The sequence below is a fragment of the Nocardioides sp. Root190 genome, assembly GCF_001428565.1.
Taxonomy (GTDB): domain Bacteria; phylum Actinomycetota; class Actinomycetes; order Propionibacteriales; family Nocardioidaceae; genus Nocardioides.
On record NZ_LMIA01000009.1, the window covers coordinates 76019 to 95559 of the forward strand.

At 69.9% G+C, this 19541-nt stretch carries 22 protein-coding genes; 12 read left to right on the plus strand and 10 right to left on the minus strand.

Translation table 11 applies throughout. The annotated features are described in order from the left end of the window. Positions 1 to 48: 48 nt before the first annotated feature. A complete protein-coding gene (locus tag ASE01_RS10070) occupies positions 49 to 831 on the minus strand; it encodes an exodeoxyribonuclease III (protein ID WP_056750472.1) in 783 nt (260 codons plus the stop codon). Positions 832 to 968: 137 nt separating this feature from the next. Between ASE01_RS10070 and ASE01_RS10075 the strand changes: the two genes are divergently transcribed. Both ASE01_RS10075 and ychF read left to right on the plus strand, forming a co-directional pair. Then, complete coding sequence (locus tag ASE01_RS10075; RefSeq protein ID WP_082605977.1) at positions 969 to 1811, plus strand: M57 family metalloprotease; 843 nt, start codon at positions 969 to 971, stop codon at positions 1809 to 1811. Positions 1812 to 1919: 108 nt separating this feature from the next. After that, on the plus strand, positions 1920 to 2993 hold the full coding sequence (gene ychF, locus ASE01_RS10080) for a redox-regulated ATPase YchF (protein WP_056750478.1): 1074 nt from the start codon (positions 1920 to 1922) through the stop codon (positions 2991 to 2993). Positions 2994 to 3156: 163 nt separating this feature from the next. Here the strand turns inward: ychF and ASE01_RS10085 are convergent, their stop codons facing one another. After that, positions 3157 to 4329, minus strand: coding sequence for a hypothetical protein (locus tag ASE01_RS10085; protein ID WP_157537247.1), 1173 nt, complete (start codon positions 4327 to 4329; stop codon positions 3157 to 3159). A gap of 17 nt (positions 4330 to 4346) precedes the next feature. Between ASE01_RS10085 and ASE01_RS10090 the strand changes: the two genes are divergently transcribed. Continuing rightward, positions 4347 to 4919: a hypothetical protein gene (locus ASE01_RS10090; RefSeq protein WP_056750483.1), complete on the plus strand. Its 573-nt coding sequence runs from the start codon at positions 4347 to 4349 to the stop codon at positions 4917 to 4919. Here ASE01_RS10090 and ASE01_RS10095 read toward each other — a convergent pair. Beyond that, positions 4909 to 5250: an HNH endonuclease gene (locus ASE01_RS10095; protein WP_235535943.1), complete on the minus strand. Its 342-nt coding sequence runs from the start codon at positions 5248 to 5250 to the stop codon at positions 4909 to 4911. The genes ASE01_RS10090 and ASE01_RS10095 overlap by 11 nt on opposite strands. Positions 5251 to 5339: 89 nt before the next feature. Here ASE01_RS10095 and ASE01_RS10100 point away from each other — a divergent pair, with 89 nt between their 5' ends. From ASE01_RS10100 to ASE01_RS10115, 4 genes are all read left to right on the plus strand, one after another. Continuing rightward, positions 5340 to 5690, plus strand: coding sequence for an ArsR/SmtB family transcription factor (locus ASE01_RS10100; RefSeq protein ID WP_056750490.1), 351 nt, complete (start codon positions 5340 to 5342; stop codon positions 5688 to 5690). Positions 5691 to 5695: 5 nt separating this feature from the next. Further along, positions 5696 to 6181 (plus strand): SRPBCC family protein, encoded by a 486-nt coding sequence (locus ASE01_RS10105; protein WP_056750495.1) that lies wholly within the window; start codon positions 5696 to 5698, stop codon positions 6179 to 6181. Between the two features lie 77 nt (positions 6182 to 6258). After that, positions 6259 to 7854 carry a fatty acyl-CoA synthetase gene (locus tag ASE01_RS10110; protein WP_056750499.1) on the plus strand — a complete coding sequence of 532 codons (1596 nt, stop codon included), beginning with the start codon at positions 6259 to 6261 and terminating at the stop codon, positions 7852 to 7854. Positions 7855 to 7884: 30 nt separating this feature from the next. Then, positions 7885 to 8520 carry a hypothetical protein gene (locus ASE01_RS10115; RefSeq protein ID WP_056750503.1) on the plus strand — a complete coding sequence of 212 codons (636 nt, stop codon included), beginning with the start codon at positions 7885 to 7887 and terminating at the stop codon, positions 8518 to 8520. Here ASE01_RS10115 and ASE01_RS10120 read toward each other — a convergent pair. After that, positions 8513 to 9133, minus strand: a complete 621-nt coding sequence (locus tag ASE01_RS10120; protein WP_056750507.1) for a LysE/ArgO family amino acid transporter — start codon at positions 9131 to 9133, stop codon at positions 8513 to 8515. The genes ASE01_RS10115 and ASE01_RS10120 overlap by 8 nt on opposite strands. Positions 9134 to 9212: 79 nt before the next feature. Here ASE01_RS10120 and ASE01_RS10125 point away from each other — a divergent pair, with 79 nt between their 5' ends. Genes ASE01_RS10125 through ASE01_RS10135 form a run of 3 tightly spaced genes read left to right on the plus strand, consistent with a single transcriptional unit; the run spans position 9213 to position 11095 of the window. Next, the gene (locus tag ASE01_RS10125; RefSeq protein WP_056750510.1) at positions 9213 to 10091 is read left to right on the plus strand and encodes an ArgP/LysG family DNA-binding transcriptional regulator; all 879 of its coding nucleotides are present in this window, start codon (positions 9213 to 9215) and stop codon (positions 10089 to 10091) included. Positions 10092 to 10100: 9 nt separating this feature from the next. Continuing rightward, positions 10101 to 10733 (plus strand): maleylpyruvate isomerase family mycothiol-dependent enzyme, encoded by a 633-nt coding sequence (locus ASE01_RS10130; protein WP_056750515.1) that lies wholly within the window; start codon positions 10101 to 10103, stop codon positions 10731 to 10733. A 17-nt stretch (positions 10734 to 10750) separates the two neighbouring features. Then, positions 10751 to 11095 (plus strand): VOC family protein, encoded by a 345-nt coding sequence (locus tag ASE01_RS10135; protein ID WP_056750518.1) that lies wholly within the window; start codon positions 10751 to 10753, stop codon positions 11093 to 11095. Here ASE01_RS10135 and ASE01_RS25565 read toward each other — a convergent pair. Both ASE01_RS25565 and ASE01_RS10145 read right to left on the minus strand, forming a co-directional pair. Beyond that, positions 11041 to 11334, minus strand: a complete 294-nt coding sequence (locus tag ASE01_RS25565; protein WP_082605978.1) for a DUF1272 domain-containing protein — start codon at positions 11332 to 11334, stop codon at positions 11041 to 11043. The two genes, ASE01_RS10135 and ASE01_RS25565, sit on opposite strands and share 55 nt — an antisense overlap. Positions 11335 to 13720: 2386 nt before the next feature. Beyond that, the gene (locus tag ASE01_RS10145; RefSeq protein WP_056750525.1) at positions 13721 to 14077 is read right to left on the minus strand and encodes a hypothetical protein; all 357 of its coding nucleotides are present in this window, start codon (positions 14075 to 14077) and stop codon (positions 13721 to 13723) included. 53 nt (positions 14078 to 14130) lie between these two features. Between ASE01_RS10145 and ASE01_RS10150 the strand changes: the two genes are divergently transcribed. Continuing rightward, positions 14131 to 15120 (plus strand): SDR family NAD(P)-dependent oxidoreductase, encoded by a 990-nt coding sequence (locus tag ASE01_RS10150; protein WP_056750529.1) that lies wholly within the window; start codon positions 14131 to 14133, stop codon positions 15118 to 15120. 49 nt (positions 15121 to 15169) lie between these two features. After that, positions 15170 to 15814 carry a LysE family translocator gene (locus ASE01_RS10155; RefSeq protein WP_056750532.1) on the plus strand — a complete coding sequence of 215 codons (645 nt, stop codon included), beginning with the start codon at positions 15170 to 15172 and terminating at the stop codon, positions 15812 to 15814. Positions 15815 to 15839: 25 nt separating this feature from the next. Here the strand turns inward: ASE01_RS10155 and ASE01_RS10160 are convergent, their stop codons facing one another. From ASE01_RS10160 to ASE01_RS10175, 4 genes are read right to left on the minus strand one after another with little or no spacing between them, the layout of a single operon-like run. Further along, positions 15840 to 16652 (minus strand): ABC transporter permease, encoded by an 813-nt coding sequence (locus ASE01_RS10160; RefSeq protein WP_056750537.1) that lies wholly within the window; start codon positions 16650 to 16652, stop codon positions 15840 to 15842. Continuing rightward, on the minus strand, positions 16649 to 17458 hold the full coding sequence (locus ASE01_RS10165; protein ID WP_056750540.1) for an ABC transporter permease: 810 nt from the start codon (positions 17456 to 17458) through the stop codon (positions 16649 to 16651). The genes ASE01_RS10160 and ASE01_RS10165 overlap by 4 nt, the downstream gene beginning before the upstream one ends. Before the next feature lie 10 nt (positions 17459 to 17468). Further along, positions 17469 to 18302, minus strand: a complete 834-nt coding sequence (locus ASE01_RS10170; protein WP_056750544.1) for an ABC transporter ATP-binding protein — start codon at positions 18300 to 18302, stop codon at positions 17469 to 17471. Between the two features lie 2 nt (positions 18303 to 18304). Further along, positions 18305 to 19420, minus strand: a complete 1116-nt coding sequence (locus ASE01_RS10175; protein ID WP_056750547.1) for an ABC transporter substrate-binding protein — start codon at positions 19418 to 19420, stop codon at positions 18305 to 18307. Positions 19421 to 19541: the final 121 nt, after the last annotated feature.

Genomic DNA, 19541 nt, shown 5'->3' on the forward strand with positions numbered 1-19541 from the left:
TGTCGTGGCGTGGAGACCCGTGGCGGCTGAGCAGCCGGGGAGCAGGACTCAGCCGGCGAGGTCGACGACCACCGGCGCGTGGTCCGACGGGCTGCCGGTGCCCTGGGCGGGGTCGCGCTCGTCGCGGTCGATGAACGCGCCGGTGACCCGCTCGGCGAAGCCGGGGGAGCCCAGGACGAAGTCGATCTTGAGGCCGCGGTCGCGCTCGAAGCGCTGGCGGTAGTAGTCCCAGTAGGTGTAGCCCGGCGCGTGCTCCCGGGTCACCTCGGCCCAGCCGTTGTCGAGGAACGACTGGAAGGCCGCCCGCTCGGGCGGCGTCACGTGGGTGGAGTTCCTGAACTGCTTGACGTCGAAGACGTCGTCGTCGGTGGGGCAGACGTTCCAGTCGCCGACCAGCGCGGTCGGTTGGCCGTGCCACTCGCCGGCGGCCTCGCCGAGCCGCGCCAGCCAGTCCAGCTTGTAGGCGTAGTGCGGGTCGTCGGGCTTGCGGCCGTTGGGGATGTAGAGGCTCCAGATGCGTACGCCGCCACAGGTGGCCCCGAGCGCCCGTGCCTCGACGACCGCGGGATCTCCCCAGCCGGGTTGGCCGGGGAAGCCGGCGGTGACGTCCTCGAGCCCGACCCGGCTGATGATCGCGACACCGTTCCACTGGTCGAGGCCGTGCGCGGCGACGTCGTACCCGCGCGCCTGCAGGCCCATCAGGGGCAGCTGGTCCTCACGGGCCTTGATCTCCTGCAGCGCGAGGACGTCGATCTCGTGGCGTTCGAGGAAGGCCTCGACGCGGTCGATCCGTGAGCGCAGTGAGTTGACGTTCCAGGTGGCGATCCGCACGAAGGTCGAGGCTAGTGCGTGGCTCACATTCGTGCAGACCGGGGCCCTGCGCCTTTCTGACCCGCAAGAAATCTTGTCGGACACCCCTCTGGCGGGGTTCGATGAGGTGAATCCAATCTCGGAAAGAAGGTTCTTGGATGTTCTCATCGCGAATCAGCAGGATTTCCGCGGGCATCGCCTGCTTGGCGGCGGCGTTCGCCGGCGCCACGGTCCAGGCCGCGGTCGCCGACGGCGACAGTGGAGCGGCCACGCCGACGTACGCACAGTTCGAAGCAGCGACGTACGTCGACGTGGACGGCGCCTTCGTCGTCAACGGCGACGAGGTCATCTCCACGAAGGCCGACCTCCGCAAGTTCTACAACACGATGGTCGGGCTGCCCTTCGGCAACCACGACCGCGACACCCACGACGCCGATCTCGTGGTCAACACGGTCAGCGGACGTGACGACAAGTGGAGCGCGTCGCAGGCGGTGAACCTCACCTACTGCGTCAGCACCCGGTTCGGCACCCGCCAGGCCTCGGTCATCTCGGCGATGAATGCGGGCGCGGCACTGTGGGAGTCGGCGACGTCGAAGGTCAACTTCGTCTACGTCTCCTCGCAGAACAGCAGCTGCACCACCCGCAACAACAACGTGCTGTTCTCGGTGGAGCCGGTCAACACCTCGCAGTACATCGCCCGGGCGTTCTTCCCGAGCACGTCCAAGAGCCAGCGCAACGTGCTGATCGACGACTCGATCTGGAGCTCGGGCAACTGGGAGCCGGGCGACATCCTGGCTCACGAGCTCGGCCACGCGCTGGGCTTCCGTCACGAGCACACCCGGCCCGAGGCCGGTACCTGCTTCGAGGACAACAACTGGCGCCCGCTGACGGCGTACGACTCGGCGTCGATCATGCACTACCCGCAGTGCAACGGCAGCTCGGCCGACCTGGAGTTCCAGGCCTCCGACGCCGCGGGCATCCGGGCGCTCTACGGGAGCTGATCAGAGCATTGCTGCGAGGAGCACCGTCCGGGATGACCGGACGGTGCTCCTTCCCGTCTCCCGCGTCGATGTGAGCGCCCGGCACGGACGGCCGTAGACTCGCCGCCCGTGGCACTCACCATCGGCATCGTCGGTCTCCCCAACGCAGGCAAGTCGACGCTCTTCAACGCGTTGACCAAGAACGACGTCCTCGCGGCGAACTATCCGTTCGCCACCATCGAGCCCAATGTCGGCGTGGTGGGCGTGCCCGACCAGCGCCTGGAGCGGCTCGCGGAGATCTTCGGATCCGAGCGGATCCTCCCCGCGACCGTCGAGTTCGTCGACATCGCCGGCATCGTGCGCGGCGCCTCGCAGGGAGAGGGCCTGGGCAACAAGTTCCTCGCCCACATCCGCGAGTCGGCTGCGATCTGCCAGGTGACCCGGGTCTTCCGCGACGAGGACGTCACCCACGTCGACGGTGAGGTCAACCCCGGCAACGACATCTCCACCATCCAGACCGAGCTGATCTTCGCCGACCTGGAGACGGTCGACCGGTCGATCCAGCGCCTGGAGAAGGAGTCGCGCAAGATCAAGGAGCTCGTCGCCAACCTGGATGCCGCGAAGGCCGCCAAGGAGGCGCTGGAGTCGGGCACCCCGATCATCGCGACCTCGATCGACCGCGAGCTGCTGCGCGAGCTGTCCCTGCTCACCGCGAAGCCGTTCATCTACGTCTTCAACTGCGACGCCGACGAGCTGCAGGACGACGAGCTCAAGGCGAAGATGAGTGCGCTCGTCGCGCCCGCCGAGGCGATCTTCCTCGACGCGAAGTTCGAGTCCGAGCTGATCGACCTCGACGAGGAGGAGGCGGCCGAGTTCCTCGCCGAGTCCGGCGTCACCGAGCCCGGCCTCGAGATCCTGGCGCGAGTCGGCTTCGACACCCTCGGCCTGCAGACCTACCTCACCGCCGGCCCCAAGGAGTCGCGTGCGTGGACGATCCGCAAGGGCGACACCGCACCCCAGGCGGCCGGTGTGATTCACACCGACTTCGAGAAGGGCTTCATCAAGGCCGAGATCGTCTCCTTCGACGACCTCACCTTGACGGGCTCCATGGCCAAGGCCAAGGAAGCCGGCAAGGTCCGCATGGAGGGCAAGGACTACGTCATGGCTGATGGTGACGTGGTGGAGTTCCGCTTCAACGTGTGACCCACCACCGGGGCTTGACCGACAGGTTCGGTGCCGTGGTGGGCCCGGTGGTCCAGAAGAAGTTCTTCGTCTCGGGCTCACGATGCTCTGGTGCCGCCTCGCGCACGGGGCGGGGCCCAGGCAGCGCGTTCGAGTCGATCGGCTTGCTCCTCGAACGCCCCCTTCATCGACGCTGCTGCGCGAGCCAGGTGTGGTTGACGATCGCAGCGCCGACCGTGGCGCGGAGCTCCTTGGCGCCGGGCTGCCGGTAGAGGTTCCTTGCGTGGTACGCGGAGGCCTCGTCGTAGGGAGCACTGTCATGGATGGCGCGGGCCAGCGCTGAGAGGTAGTCGTGGCCGCCGGTGCGGTAGGCCGTGAGCTCGGACTCGTCGAGGCGGACCAGGACCGAGTCGTCGACCATCGCGCTGCGGGTGTATCTCGCCTGCAGGTGGAGGACACCGCGCTGCTGAACGAGGAACCATGCCGCGGGCTCGTGGTCGACATACTGCATCGCGTCGCGCTCCTGCTCGATGCGTGCGGCATCGCCCCACTGGTCGACGGGCGGGATCTCCCCGAGCGGTCGCCGCCGGGCGTCGTCCAGGACGTGGAACCCGAAGGTGGGGGAGGCGTTGCGGAGCAGGGTGAAGCAGATGATCCGTCGGCAGGTCGTGCAGGTCAGCTGGCTCTCCGCACGCTCCATGAGTCCCGAGGCGTGGAGTGGTCGCAGGTCGGCGAGCCGGACCCAGTGGGTGTCCTCGGTGAGCAGGCCGGCCGCGACGGCGTCCGCGAGGGCGGCGGTGGTGGCGTCCACGTCGACCTGCTCGTCGTCATCGCCGCGCGCGAGGAGGTCGCTGCAGGTGGGACAGTCGTCGTCCTCCGGCCGGATCGCCAACCCGGGTTGCTCCACCGTGAAGGCGAGGGACAGGAGGTTGCCGGGTTCCTTCCAGCCGCGGTCGTCGCGGAAGGTGGCGCGCGCGAACCCGCCGTCGATCGTGAAGTACGGCGTGCCGAAGCCGGCGAACCTGGGCCGCGTTCCCATGACCGTCCCGAGCTGCTCGAGGGTGGCGCGGTCGTCGATCCCCAGCCAGTCGGACAGGTCGATGCCGCGCGGCGCGACCGGCGTCGGCTCGAGGCGGAGGACGACGGCGACGACGGTGTCGTCGTGCAGCCAGATCTCCCCGCCGGAGGCGAACTGCAGGTGTCGGGAACGACGGGTGGGCACGCCGACCCGTCGTTCGGTGACGGCTGCCGGCTGACCGCCGAAGGCATCGGCCAATCGGCGGGTCGCCGGATCGTCCTCTGGGAGGGCGAGCGCGTCGAGGACGATCGGCAGGTTGTTCGTTCGCCGAGATCTCACGTGACTATTCTCGGCCCATGGCGGGAGACGACCGGAACCCGGTCGGGACGATGAGCCGCCGGTGGTCGCGTTTCGCGGCCGACCACCCCCTGCTCCGCGTCGCCGTGGTGATCGCGGCCTGGGCGGCCGGGTTCAGCGTGGCGTTCGGGGTCGAGATGTTCGACGAGTACCAGGCGGTGCGCGGCCATCCCACCGAACAGGCCGAGGTCCTGAGCGTGGCGGAGGTGGAGACCGGCTGGTTCGAGTGCGGCAAGGGCGGTGGAGACCGCGTCGTCGTCGGCTGGCGCGTGGCGGATCCGGCCGACGGAATGCCGCGAGAGTTCGTCGGTTCGCCGAGCTGCGACGACAGTGTCGAGGTGGGGGAGCGCCACCCGGTGGTCAGGGTGGCCGAGGGCGACGACTACGACGTGTACGTCGACCCCGTCACGTCGTCCGGCGACGTCCGGCGTTGGGCGGCGATCGGTGCTGGGGCGGGCGCGGCGCTGGCCGCGGCCTACCTGCTGGCGGCTGCCCTGCTCTCGCGGCTGCTCTCGTCGTTGCTGGACCGCTTCTGGCCGAAGGGCAGCGGTCGGCGCCGACTCAGCCGGTGAGGGCCATCGACTGCAGAATCTCGCCCTGTCGTACCAGGAAGCTTCGCTCGTCGAGCTTCTTGCGCCGCATCCAGCCGGTGACCTCGAGGTTGCACTTGCTCGCGTTGCACGAACGGCAGGCCGGGACGACGTTGGTCAGCGTGTAGCGACCGCCGCGGGAGATCGGCAGGATGCAGTCCTTCTGGAGCGCTGGCTCGTCGGCTCGGCAGTAGGCGCAGCCGCCCCATGCCGCCATCAGCGCGTGCCACTGCTCGTCGGTCAGGTCGTGCTCGACCTTGGCCATCCGTCGCTGGCGCCGTCGGGCGTACGTCGCGGCACGGCTCTGCTTCACGCGCCGAGTATGTCGCGGCGGAGCACGCGATCGGGGGACCGCAGTGGCGCGAGCCTTGACATACAACCAGATGGTTGTATGTTTGGGTCATGACCGAGCGCGACGAGCAGAACGAGGACCGGGCCGACGCCCTGTTCCACGCGCTCGCCGACCGGACCCGACGTGACATCCTGCGCCGGGTCCTGGCGGGGGAGCACTCGGTCAGTGCACTTGCCGCGAGCTACGACATGTCGTTCGCTGCCGTGCAGAAGCACGTCGCCGTCCTCGAACGAGCCGGCCTCGTCTCCAAGCGACGCGTGGGCCGTGAGGCGCTCGCGAGCGGCGAGCTGGAAGCAGTGCGCTCGGTGAGCTCGATGCTCCTCGAGCTGGAGTCGGTCTGGCGTGGGCGAATCGCCCGCATCGACGAGCTCCTCGCAGAATCCCACCCCACGAAGGAATGAGAACCATGCCTGTCACCGATGTGAAGCACGACCTCGACGCCCTGACCCTGACCATCGTTGCCGACTTCGCGGCACCCGTGGAGCGGGTCTGGGACGTGTACGCCGACCCGCGCCAGCTCGAGCGCGTCTTCGGCCCGCCCTCCCACCCCGCCACGTTCGTCGAGCACAAGCTCGCGCCCGGTGCGCGCTCGACGTACTTCATGACCGGACCGGAGGGGGAGAAGTACTGCGGCATCTGGGACTTGAAGACCGTCGACGAGCCCGCGTCCTTCACCTTCGAGGACGCCTTCGCCGACGAGGACTTCAACGTCGTCGAGAGCCTCCCGGTGAGCCAGAACTCCTACGCCTTCGCTGCCGAGGCCGGCGGCACCCGCGCGACGTTCGTGTCGACGTACGCGACGGCGGAGGGGCTGCAGAAGGTGCTCGACATGGGTGTCGTCGAGGGCGCCACGTCCGCGATCAACCAGATCGACGACCTGCTTGCGTCCTGACGCGGCAGCCTCCCGGCCGGTACCCGGCTGTGACACGGTGGTGAGCGCCAGCGTTCGCATCGTGAGGGAGCCCGCCCGTGAGTCATGACCACCAGCCCGAGGCCGAGGTCCAGCGTGCCCGACGCCACGCTCTCGGTGACCTGCCCCGTCGTACGGCGGCGCGGGTCCCGGACAAGATCGCCGTCATCGACGGCGCGACGACCCTGACCTTCGCCGAGTTCGACGCAGTCGTGGACCGGGCCGCGGCGGCGCTCGTCGAGGCCGGGCTGGGCAAGGGCGACCGGCTCGCGCTGTTGAGCCACAACTGCTGGCAGTTCGCGGTCCTCGACTTCGCGACGGCGCGGGTCGGCGTCGTCCTGGTGCCGATCAACTTCATGCTCAACGCCGAGGAGATCGCCTTCATCCTGACCCACGCTGGCGCCTCGGCGTTCGTGGTCGAGGAGGCCCTGCTGGACGTGGCCGAGGACGCCCTTGGACGCGTCGAGCACGAGGTCGGCGTCCGCGCGGTGATCCGTCCGCCCCGCAGTGCGGGCGAGGTGGCCGCCGGGTGGGTCGACGTGCAGGAGTGGTGCGACCACGAGGGCGCGGCACCCGACGTCCAGGTCGACGACGACGACCCGGTCCGGATGATGTTCACCTCGGGTACCGAGTCGCGTCCGAAGGGCGCGCTGCTCACCAGCCGGGCGCTGATGTGGCAGTACGTCTCGTGCACCGTCGACGGCTCGATGAGCGCCGACGACGTCGAGCTGCACACCCTGCCGCTCTACCACTGCGCGCAGCTCGACTGCTTCCTCGGCGTCGACGTCTACCTCGGTGCGACCTCGGTCATCCTCCCGGGGCCGGATCCGGCGGCGATCCTCGCCGCGATCCAGTCCCACGGAGTCACGAAGTTCTTCGCGCCGCCGACGGTCTGGATCGCTCTGCTCCGCTCACCGGCGTTCGACTCGACCGACCTGTCCTCGCTGCGCAAGGGGTACTACGGCGCCTCGCCGATGCCGGTCGAGGTGTTGCGCGAGATGCGCGAGCGACTGCCCGGCGTGAGCCTGTGGAACTTCTACGGGCAGACCGAGATGTCGCCCCTGGCCACGATCCTCGGCCCCGACGAGCAGCTGTCCCACGCCGGATCGGCGGGACGCCCGGCGCTCAACGTCGAGACCCGCATCGTCGGTGACGACGACCAGCCGCTGCCCACTGGCGAGGTCGGTGAGATCGTGCACCGCTCGCCGCACGCGACGCTCGGCTACCACCACGACGAGGAGAAGACGGCGGACGCCTTCCGCGGCGGGTGGTTCCACTCCGGCGACCTGGGTTACCTGGACGAGGGCGGCCACCTGTGGGTCGTGGACCGCAAGAAGGACATGATCAAGACCGGCGGCGAGAACGTCGCCAGCCGCGAGGTCGAGGAGGCGATCTACACGCACCCCGACGTCGCCGAGGTCGCCGTCTTCGGTGTCTCGCACCCGCGCTGGGTCGAGGCGGTCATGGCGGTCGTGGTCCCGCGGCCCGACGCGGAGCTCACTGCCGAGGCTGTTTTCGCGCACGCGCGCTCGGTGCTCGCCGGCTACAAGGCGCCCAAGTACGTCGTCGTGGCGGCGTCGCTGCCGAAGAACCCCAGCGGGAAGATCCTCAAGAGGCAGTTGCGCGACGAGCACGCCGACATCGCCTCGGCCTGAGGGCTCCGTCGGCGGGTAGGCTCCTGCGTCGTGTCCGTGAGCGTTGTCGAGATCCTCGTCGCCGACCCGCCCGCCGCCTGGCGTGACGCGGGCTTCGCTGTCGACGAGGACGGCGGGTGCCGGATCGGGACGGTCCTGGTGCGCTTGGTCGGCCGGGACGCGGGCAAGGGCATCATGGGCTGGTCGCTGAGTGGCGTCCCGGCGGGCCTCGGTGACATCGACGGCCTGCCGACGACGGCCTCGGACGCCCTTCCCGCCGAGCCCGGCGAGCACCCCAACGGGGTGACGCTGATCGATCACGTGGTGCTGCTCGCGCCCGACCTCGGTCGTACGGTGGCGGCCCTGGCCGCGATCGGGCTCGACCCGCGGCGCGAGCGCGACGGCGAGCTCGGAGGTGCTCCGATGCGGCAGGTGTTCTACCGGATGGGCGAGGTGATCCTCGAGGTCGTCGGCTCGCCGGACAACGCGACTGACGGCCCGGCCAGTCTGTGGGGCCTCACCCACACGGTCGCCGACATCGACGTGACGAGTGCCTTCCTCGGGGAGCGCACCGGTCCGGTCAAGGACGCCGTCCAGCCCGGTCGGCGGATCACGACGTTGCGCACCCGCGAGCTCGGCATGTCGGTGCGGACGGCACTGATCTCGCCTCACGTCCGCGTCAGCTGAACGCGAGCCTCGCGGCGACGAACACCATCGTCGCCGCGATCAGGACCTCGAGCACCTGCCACGCTCGCGGTCGAGCCAGCAGGGGAGCGAGCAGGCGGGCGCCGAACCCGAGCCCGCTGAACCACAGTCCGCTTGCTGCGACGGCCCCGGCGGCGAACCACCACCGGCCTCCCGGCTCGCCGACGTCGTGGGTGGCCGCGATGGACCCGAGGAGGAGCACGGTGTCGAGGTAGACGTGCGGGTTCAGCCAGGTCAGGGCCACCGCCTTGGCGACCACACGGCGCCGCGACTCCGGCGCACTGTCGGAGCCGCCGTTCGCTGCCAGGGACTCGGGGTGGAACGCCCGGCGGAGCGAGGCGACGGCGTACCAGAGCAGGAAGGCGACACCGAGCCACCGGACGACCTCGATCACCCAGGAGGCGTGGTCGACGAGGGCTCCGATGCCGCCGACGCCTGCGACGATCAGCAACGCGTCGGACAGCGCGCACACCAGCACGACCGGCGCCACGTGGGAGCGGAGGACGCCCTGGCGCAGCACGAAGGCGTTCTGCGCTCCGATCGCGACGATCAGCGTGAGTCCGGTCAGCAGACCGGCCAGGGCAGGGGTGATCACGGACCGACGCTAGGGGCTGGTCTCGGTGAAGGCCAGCGACTGTTTCTTCAGTTCGTGAAGAACTGCTTACCATGAAGACGTGCAGTTCGATGCGGAGCAGCTCGAGACCCTGCTGGTGATCACCGAGGAGGGGACCTTCGAGGCTGCCGCACGCCGACTTCACGTCACGCCCAGCGCGGTCAGCCAACGGGTCCGCGCCCTGGAGCGCATGGCAGGTCAGGTGCTGGTGCGTCGTACGACGCCGGCCGGTGCGACGCCGGCCGGCGAGCCGCTGCTGCGGCTGGCCCGCCAGCTCCGGCTGCTGGATGCCGAGGCCGGTGCGGCGCTGGGGGTCGGGCATCCGGTCGAGCTGGCCGTCGCGGTGAATGCCGACTCGCTCGCGACCTGGTTCCGCCCGGTGCTGGGTGCGGTCGCCCGCCGCGCCGACGTGGTGTTGCGCCTCCATGTCGAGGACCAGGGCTACTCCGACGACCTGCTCCGTCGCGGCGAGGTCGTCGCGGCGGTCACGGCCGATCCGGTCCCGGTCCAGGGATGTGTCGTCGAGCCGCTCGGTGCCCTGCGCTACACGCCGGCTGCCGCCCCGTGGCTCGTCGAGCGCCACCGCCACGGACGGGGCGTGGACTGGTCCTCGCTCCCGATGGTCGTCTTCAACGAGAAGGACCACCTCCAGGACGACCTGCTCGCCGCCCGCGGCGCTGCGCGCCCTGTGGTGGTGCACCGGGTGCCGAGCACGGCCGACTTCCACGAGGCCGTCCGCTGCGGCCTGGGCTGGGGGATGATTCCCGCTCCCCACCTCGGGGCAGAGGTGGCGGCCGGCACACTGGTCCGGCTGCCTGGCGGCCGTCCGCTCGACGTACCCCTGCACTGGCAGCGGTGGCGCCTCGACAGCCCCGGCCTCGCGCAGTTGACCGACGACGTACGGCGGGCGGCGGAGAGCCTTGTCGGTCGGAACAGGTAGGAAGTTCCCATGGTGGATGTCTGGACCGTGGTCAGGACCGAGCGACGCGCACTGGTCGCCGATCTTGAATCGTTGAGTGCAACGCAGTGGGCCACGCCCTCGCTGTGCGGAGGATGGACGGTGCACGATGTGGTCGGCCACGTGGTCGACACGGCGCTGACGTCACGGCTCCGATTCGTCCGCGACATGGTGCGCGCGCGGTTCGACTTCGACCAGCAGAACCAGGTCGGCATGGAGCGTGCACGTGGCGCGGCGCCGGGGGAGACGCTTGATCGGCTGCGGGCGAGCGTCGACCTGCGGTTGACGCCACCTGCCCCGCTCGCCACCCGACTCGTCGAGGCCATCGTGCACGGCGAGGACATCCGCCGACCGCTGGCCCTGCGACACGCCTATGACACCGACGCCGTCGTCGAGGCCTTCCGCTGTCAGGCGCGCACCTCGGCCTCGATGGGTGGGGCGAAGACGCTGCTCGCCGACCTCCGGCTGTCGGCGACCGACGCGGAGCTGGTCCACGGCGACGGCCCATCCGTCGAGGGTCCCGCGCTGGAGCTGTTGCTCGCCTCGTGCGGCCGCGCTGTCGCCCTGGACCGACTGTCCGGACCCGGGCTGGCGACGCTCCGCGAGCGCCTCGACACCACCTGACGGCGTATCGTCGTCCGATGGACATCGACCTGTTCGCCGGAGTCCCTGTCAGTGACCACGACCGCGCCGTCGAGTGGTACGCCCAGCTGCTCGGTCGGCCTCCGTCCTTCCACCCCAACGATGTCGAGGCGGTCTGGGAGCTGGCGGAGCACCGCTACCTCTTCACCGAGGTGCTGCCCGACCATGCAGGGCACGCCCGGCACACCGTGTTCCTCGGTGATCTCGAGGAATGGGTTGCCGGGATCGCAGAGCGTGGTCTGGAACCCGTGACACGGGAGACCTACGAGAACGGGGTCCGCAAGGTGACCTACCGAGACCCGGACGGGAACGAGATCGGGCTCGGTGGCGGACCGCTGGACTGACTGCTCCCGCAGTCGGGGTTGTGCACCCTGAGCGTCGAAGCCGGGTGCCGGGCGAGGGCCGCCGCTGGCCGGATCGGGCGTGGGCAGAGGTTGCCCGAGCAGTTCGGGCACACCATGGCGAGCACGTCGCGGGCACAGTCACCGCACCACGTGCACTCGAAGGTGCAGATCCACACGTCGGTGTCGTCCACGGCGAGGTCGCGGTCGCAGCACTCGCAACCCGGGCGGAGCTCCAGCATGGGGGCACGCTACCGCCGTCTCGTCGGCTCGAGCAGACCCTCCCCATCGTGGGTTGAGGTCGCGCAGCGACCGTCTCGAGATCTGGTGGGTTGGTGCCGGGGCCTGAGCAGCGGGTGCATCGTGGCGGGTGGTCTCGAGACCTGGTGGGCGGGGGTCGTGCGTTGGTCGAGGAGGTCGCGCAGCGACCGTCTCGAGACCTGGTGGGTTGGTGCCGGGTCTTGTCCACGGGCAGGTGGGTGCACCGGGGCGGGTGGTCTCGAGACGGCCGCGGGCGGCCTCCTCGACCAACGGTGGTTGAGGAGGTCGCGCAGCGACCGTCTCGAAACCCGGTGACCCGGTGCCGGAACCCGGGCGCGGACAGGTGGGTGCATCGTGGCCAGGGGTCTCGAGACGGCCGCGGGCGGCCTCCTCGACCACCGGCTGAGCGGTCGGTGCGTGCCTGTACCCCGCCGATGGTGCTCGCTCGGCGGGGTGCAGCGGTTGTCAGGGCTCGCGTGATCGGGGTGGGTCGACGGCTCGGGTGCCGCCGGGGCCGACGAGGAAGTGTCTGCCGTGGGGGCTGGTCCAGAGGAAGTGGCCGGGTGTGAGGGCGAGGTAGCGCCACTCGCTGAAGGTCTTGGCGCGGTGGTGCCTGCGGCAGAGTGGGTGGAGGTTGCAGGGGCAGGTGGGTCCGCCCTTGCGATGTGGGATCTCGTGGTCGATGTCGCACTTCACGGCGGGTGTGGTGCAGTTCGGGAAGCTGCAGGTGTGGCGAAGTGAGCGGACGCGGTGCTTGTNGCGATGTGGGATCTCGTGGTCGATGTCGCACTTCACGGCGGGTGTGGTGCAGTTCGGGAAGCTGCAGGTGTGGCGAAGTGAGCGGACGCGGTGCTTGTGGCGGTCGGGGATCTCGTAGGAGTCGACCGGGATGCAGTCGGCCAGGTTGATGACGGGCCTGACGATGATGCTGGTGGTCTCGCGGGAGCGGAGCCATTGCTTGATCTGTGCGGTGGTGACCGGCTTGTCTCCCCACCTGCCGACGGGGTTCTCACCTCGCAGCGTGCCGTCGGTGATGTGGAGGTCCATCACGACCTTCCGCCCGGCGGAACGGACAGTGACCTCACCGGTGTCCTCGTCGGTGCTGAGGAGGTCCAGGGCCAGGTCACGACGGGCGATCGCACCGACNACGACCTTCCGCCCGGCGGAACGGACAGTGACCTCACCGGTGTCCTCGTCGGTGCTGAGGAGGTCCAGGGCCAGGTCACGACGGGCGATCGCACCGACCGCCTGCGCTCGGCGGGCGTCGAGGGACCCCTCGTCACCGAGGCGGCCGCGTACTTCTGCTTCGCGGGCGATGGCCTGGTTGAAGTCGTGACCGTCCGCGACATCGACGACGGCGGTGATGACGGCGTTGCCGTGCTCATCGACCTCGGAGACCTCGCAGAACCGGTGCTCACTCGCCTTCTGGCGCTCTGCCTCGGCACGTTCGGGGTCGAACCGGAGGATCGCTTCGGCGATGAGTCGGTCGAGCTGTGCCCAGCTCACGTTGGCGATGGCTGCGAGCTGACGATCCACGAACGCTGCCGCGTCTGGCGTCAGGGGACGGGTCTGGTCGGCGATCCGGTGGGCCTTGTACGGCGGGATCCGGCCCGCGATCACGGAGGTGTAGACCGACGGGAGTCGCCAGGCGCACTCGATGATCCGACCGACGTGCATCCGACCCCCGTCAGGGGTGCGGCCCAGGACCGCGATCAGCTCCATCAGCTCGAACTCGCTGACCAGTGGGGCGCCGGGGCCGGCGATCGGAACACCGGTGTCGACCACACCGGCGAGGACAGTGGCGGCGCCCTCGACGGTCTCGACGACGTTCTGGTCCGCCCACGCCACGATGCCGACCCATTCGCGGACCTCGGAGGCCAGGCGGCCCTTGGATTCGGCGCTGAGCTCGGTCAACAGCTCACCGACCGAACAACCGTCGTAGCGGCCGATCAGTGCGGTGGATGCGGTCCCGAGATCCATACCCATATTGGATCACGACCCACCGACACAACCAAGCGCCTCACCACCGCCTGTGGAGAAGACCCCGAAAGTACGGGGTTGTGGACACGAAGTGGCGTTAGTCGAGGAGGTCGCGCAGCGACCGTCTCGAGACCTGGCAACCCGGTGCCGGTGCTTGTCCACGAGCAGTTGGGTGCACCGGGGCGAGTGGTCTCGAGACGGCCGCGGGCGGCCTCCTCGACCAACGGCGGGACCGGTGATCACCCCGGTGGTCGAGGAGGTCGCGCAGCGACCGTCTCGAGACCTGGCAACCCGGTGCCGGTGCTTGTCCACGAGCAGTTGGGTGCACCGTGGCGGGTGGTCTCGAGACGGTCGCGGGCGGCCTCCTCGACCAGCGGGCGGAGAACCTCAGGCGGAGCGGGAGGAGTGGGCATGCGCCTGGCGGACGAGCTCGACGACGGAGAGACCGTGGACCTGGGGGAGGGTGCGGCGCTGGCGGTCGATCCACATGGCGGCGTCGAGGGCATCGGTGGCGAGCTGGCGGAGCTCGTCGGGGGTGAGCTCGCCGGAGGGGGTCTCGACGATGGTGGTGGTGAACACGGGGTCGGGGCCGTCGAGCAGCCAGGTCTGCACGAGGCCGAAGAGAGGCCCCTCGTGCATCCACTCGTCGGGGTCGTCCTGGGCGTGCTCCGCTGCTGGTGTCCGACACCAGTCGGGGCACTCGACCAACGCCATGACGTCCTCGCTGTCGTGGTCGGTGGTCATGGATCTCCGATCGGCAGGCCGGCGCGGTTGTTGAGGCGACCTAGGGTCGGGGCATGGGGATCGCACAATCACTCAGCCGCGCGGCGGACACGGTCCTGGACCGCACCGTGGTGCTCGGCTACACGCGTGTCGGCAGCGGTCTGAGGTCGCGGTGGTGGCCGGGCGACCCGGCTCCGGACGCGCTGGCGGGGCGCCGGGTCCTCGTCACCGGTGCGACGTCCGGCATCGGGGAGGCGGCGATCGAGGGCTACCTCGCGCTCGGTGCGACCGTGCACCTGCTCGGCCGCAACGCCGCCAAGGTCGAGGCCGCCGTGGCGGCAACCTCCGACCCTGCCCGTGTGGTCGGTGAGGTGTGCGACGTCGGCGACCTGGACGACGTACGACGCTGGGCCGCCGACTTCACCTCCCGGGTGCCGGAGCTGGCGGGTCTGCTGCACAACGCCGGGACGATGACGGGACAGGAGCGGGTGACCAGCGTCCAGGACCACGAGCTGTCCCTCGCCGTCCACGTCCTCGGCCCGCACCTGATCACCGGTCTGCTCCGCGCTCCCCTCGAGGCGGGCGCCGCAGCCGGGGGTGCGAGTGTCGTGTGGATGAGCTCGGGCGGGATGTACAGCGCGAAGCTGGAGGCCGACGACGCCGACGACATCGAGTTCCGGCGGGGCGAGTACGACGGGGTCCGCGCCTATGCGCGCACCAAGCGGATGCAGGTGGTCCTCGCGGACCAGTGGTCCCGTGCGCTGGCGGGTACCGGCGTCGAGGTGGAGAGCATGCACCCGGGCTGGTCCGGGACCCCTGGTGTCAAGCAGCACCTGCCACGTTTCGAGAAGCTCACCCGTCCGTTCCTCCGCACGCCGCAGGACGCGGCCGACACGGCGGTGTGGCTCGTGGCGACCCGACCGGCGTCGACCTCCCCGCACTTCTGGCACGACCGCGCCCAGCGCCCGGTCGTGTTCCCCGGCCAGAGCGAGCCCGACCGGGCAGCGGTCGCGCGACTCGTCGAGCACGTCGTCGGGGCCACCGGGATGCCGCTGCCGGGCTGAGGGCGTCAATCAGCTCGCGTCGCAGGCCCGCAGGACGGATACTTCGAGCATGCCTTCGTCCAGCCAGCTCGCCGCCTTCGCCGTGGCCTCGATCCTGTTCATCCAGGTTCCCGGCCCGAGCCTGCTCTTCACCATCGGGCGTGCGCTGACCGTCGGGCGCCGTGACGCCCTGCTCTCGGTCGTCGGCAACGCGATCGGCCTGATCGCCCAGGTGCTCCTGGTCGCGATCGGTCTCGGCGCCGTCGTCGCGGCCTCGGCGACGGCCTTCACCGCCGTCAAGCTGGTCGGCGCGGCCTACGTGATCTACCTCGGGGTCCAGGCGATCCGGCACCGCGCGGACGCCCGCGCAGCGATGGAGGCCTCGGCCCTCGGGGCGCAGCTCCCGTCCACCAGCTGGGCCTCGGTCCGCACCGGGTTCGTGGTCGGCGCGACGAACCCGAAGACCATCGTCTTCTTCGTCGCCTTCCTGCCGCAGTTCGTCGACGCGGGTGCTCCCGCCGCTCCGCAGCTCGTGCTGCTCGGTGTGCTGTTCGGCGCGATGGCGGTCTGCTCGGACGCCTGCTGGGCGCTGCTCGCCGGCCGTGCGCGGGACTGGTTCGCGCGCAAGCCGGAGCGCCTCGACGGGCTCGGCGCCGCGGGCGGCGTGATGATGGTCGGCCTCGGCGCCGCGCTGGTCACCACCAACAACCACTGACCAGCACCCATTGTTCGGCCGCCGCTCAGGGCTGCTGCTGGCTCATGCCCATCCGGGCCAGCACGACGTTCTCCATCAGCTGGACGAGGTTGTAGAGCACCAGCGTGATCGCGGTGATGATCGCGACGGACGCCCACAGGTCGTCGAAGCGTGCCGATGCGTTGAACTTCTGGATCGACCCGCCGATCCCCTTGCCGGTCGAGAGCCACTCGGCGAGCAGAGCGCCGGTCACGGCGCCCGGCACCGAGACCCGGGCGGCGGCGAACAACGAGGGCAGCGCGCCCGGGATCGCGACCTTGCGCAACGCCGTGGCGTTCCCGCCGCCGTACACACGCACGAGGTCGAGGCTCTCGGGGCTGGCTCGGCCGAGTCCGAACAGCGCGGACGCGAGCGCCGGGAACAGCACCACGATCGTGCCGATGACCGCGACCGAGGCGGTTGTTCCACGTCCGGTGATCAGGATGATGACGGGGGAGATCGAGACGAGCGGCACGCTGCGCAGCAGCAGCGCCAGTGGCAGCACCCCTGCCTCGACGGTCTTCGACAGGGAGAACGCCACGGCGAGGACGATCGCGATCACCATGCCGGCGCCGAAGCCCAGCGACGCGTCCTGCAGCGTCTGCACGGTCAGCGGCCGGAGGGCTTCGCGGTGGTCGGCGGCGAGCCGGCCGGGTGCGGCGCCGACCTCGTCGACGAAGAGGTACCGGAAGACGTCCAGGGGCCCCTTGGCGACGTACGGCGAGACGCCGGCGAAGCTCACCACGGCCTGCCAGAGACCGAGGACGACCACGAGGGTCATCAGGGCGTTGAGCAACGAGCGGGCGATGGCGCGACTCATGCGGTGCCCCGTCCCGACACCCACGGCGTCGCGAGGCGGGCGAGCAGTCCGAAGACGGCGTAGCCGACGAGCGCGACCAGGGCGCACAGCAGGAACACGGCCCAGACCCGCACGGAGTCCAGCTGGCCCTGCAGCCTGATCAGGGTGATGCCCACGCTGCGGTCTGTGGCGCCCATGTACTCGCCCAGCACGGCGCCGAGCAGAGAGGTCGGCACGGCCACCTGCAGGGCGTTGAGGATCGCGGGCAGCGCCGCCACCAGGCGGACCTTGACGAGCTGGCGCAGACGGCCGCCGCCGAACACGCGGACGACGTCGAGGCTGGCCCGGTCGGCCGCCTTGAAGCCGAGCAGCGCGCCGACGACCGTGGTGAAGAAGACCGAGAGGGCGGCGAGGAAGATCGCCGTCTTCGACGGGTCACCGGGGGTGTTCGCGCCGCCGAGCGCCACGATCGCGATGCCGCCGACCGCCACGATCGGCAGGCAGTACGTCACCACGGCGACCTGCACCACCACCGGCTCCAGGCGCGGCACGAGGAGCACCGTGGCGGCCAGCAGCAGCGCCAGCCCGTTGCCCCAGAGGAAGCCGACGGCGGCCTCGTTGATGGTCACCGAGAAGAAGTCCCAGTAGGCGGAGAACCCGTCGTCGAGGATCTGCCGGCCCACCGCGAGCGGCGAGGGCACCGGGTCGTACGTCGTGCCGGGGTCCGGCCGGAAGGCGAGGACCGAGAACAGCCACCAGCCCAGTCCGAGCCCGACGATGCCGAGGATGTTCGCCACCCAGCCGGGGATGCCGCGTGCCCCGTTCACGTGGTGCCGTTCACGACTCGGCGTCCGCGCGCCCGTCGGCGCCGAAGAGCAGCTCCGAGGCCTGGTCGACGAGCGCGTGGAACTCCGGTGTCCGCATCATGTCCGGCGTCCGGGGCCGGGGCAGGTCGACGTCGATGATCGCCTTGATCCGTCCGGGCCGGGGCGACATCACCGCGACCTGGTCGGACAGGAAGATCGCTTCCGAGATCCCGTGGGTGACGAGCAGGGTCGTCGCTGGCTTCTCCGTCCAGATCCGGAGCAGCTCGAGGTTGAGGTTCTGCCGGGTCATGTCGTCCAGGGCGCCGAAGGGCTCGTCCAGCAGCAGCACCGACGGCTTGAGGGCCAGGGCCCGGGCGATCGAGACCCGTTGCCTCATGCCGCCGGAGAGCTGCGCGGGCTTGGCGTCCTCGAAGCCGGTCAGGCCGACGAGCGCGATCAGCTCGGCGACGTACGCCTTGTCGACGTCGCGTCCGGCGACCTCGAAGGGCAGCCGGATGTTCTTCGTGACGCTGCGCCACGGGAGCAACGCGTGGTCCTGGAAGGCGATCCCGAGCTCGCTCCCGCGCCGCAGCTCGGCGGGCGTGCGCCCGTCGACCAGCGCGGTGCCGGTCGACGGGTGCTCGAGGTCGGCGAGGATCCGCAGGATCGTCGACTTCCCGCAGCCCGAGGGACCGAGCAGCGCGAGGAACGAACCCTGCTCCGTGTGGAGGTCGGTGTCCTCCAGGGCGGTGACGGTCCGGTTGCGGCCGGTGCGGAAGGTCTTGCCGAGCCCGGTGATCTGGATGCCGGTGCCCTGCCCCGAGACCGTGGGCGGGGCACCGGCATCCGTGATGAAGTCACTCATGATCAGGGGAGGTAGTCCTTGAGCTCGGGGTTCTCCTCGTAGATCTCGTCGATGATCCCGGTGTCGAAGAGCTCGTCGATGCTGACCTCCCAGCCGGCGGCCTCGAGGGAGGCGACGGTCTGCTCCTTGAGCTCGTCGGTGATCGTGAACAGGCCGTTGGCCTCGGTGTCCTCGGTCGAGATCAGCAGCTTCTCGGCATCCAGCCCGAGCCCGGTCTTCTCGGGGTCGAGCGCCCCGAACACCGCCTCGAGTCCTTCGGCGTTGTCGGAGGCGGCCTGGTTGTAGAACTCGGTGATCAGCGCGACGGTGTCCTCGGTGGAGTTCTTGAAGACGTCGGTCCAGCCCTTGATCTCGGCGATCAGGAAGTCCTTGAGCAGCCCGCGGTTCTCCTCGAGGTACTGGTCGGTGACCGAGAAGGTCTCGGCGACGTAGGGGACGCCGTTGTCGGCGTACGGCAGGTTGGTGACCTCGAAGCCCGCGAGCTCGACCGTGAGCGCCTCGTTGGTCAGGTAGGCCATGAAGCCGTCGACCTTGCCCTCCATCAGCGGCGTCGGGTCGAAGTCGACCGGAACGACCTCGACCTCGTCCTTGCCGATGCCGTTGGCGTTGAGGATGGCCTCGAACACGCTGGCGTTGGAGTCCTGGACGCCGATCTTCTTGCCCTTGAGGTCCTCGGGCGTGGTGATGTCCGCACCGTCAGCGAGGGACAGGATCGTGAACGGGTTCTTCTGGAAGGTCGCGCCGATGATCTTCAGCGGGGCGTCCTCGTTGGCGATCGCCGCGCCGATCGACGCGGCGTCGCTGAGCGCGACCTGGACGGTGCCGCTCAGCAGCTTCGCGACACCGGTGTCGGGGCCGGAGATGCCGTTGACCTCGGAGAACCCGCTCTCGGTGTAGTAGCCCTTGTCGTAGGCGTAGAACTCGCCCGCGAACTCCTCGTTCTTGATCCAGGAGTACTGGACGCTGATCTCGCCGTGGTCCTCGCCCTCGACGCCGCTTCCACCGGCGTCGTCGCTGCCACAGGCGGCGAGGGTGAGCATTCCGAGGCCGGCGGCCAGCGAGGCAGCGACGAGGCGGAGGCCGCGGCGTCGGTGCGAACGGGGTGACGAGTGGGTCATGTGGTCTCCTGGTTGGGCTGGCAACGAACCTCCGAGACGCAACAGCAGTTGCTGAACGGTGACGCTATGAGATGCGCGTTTCAGTCCCGGGTCGGCTGGTTTCGGCCTCGTTAATTCCTCC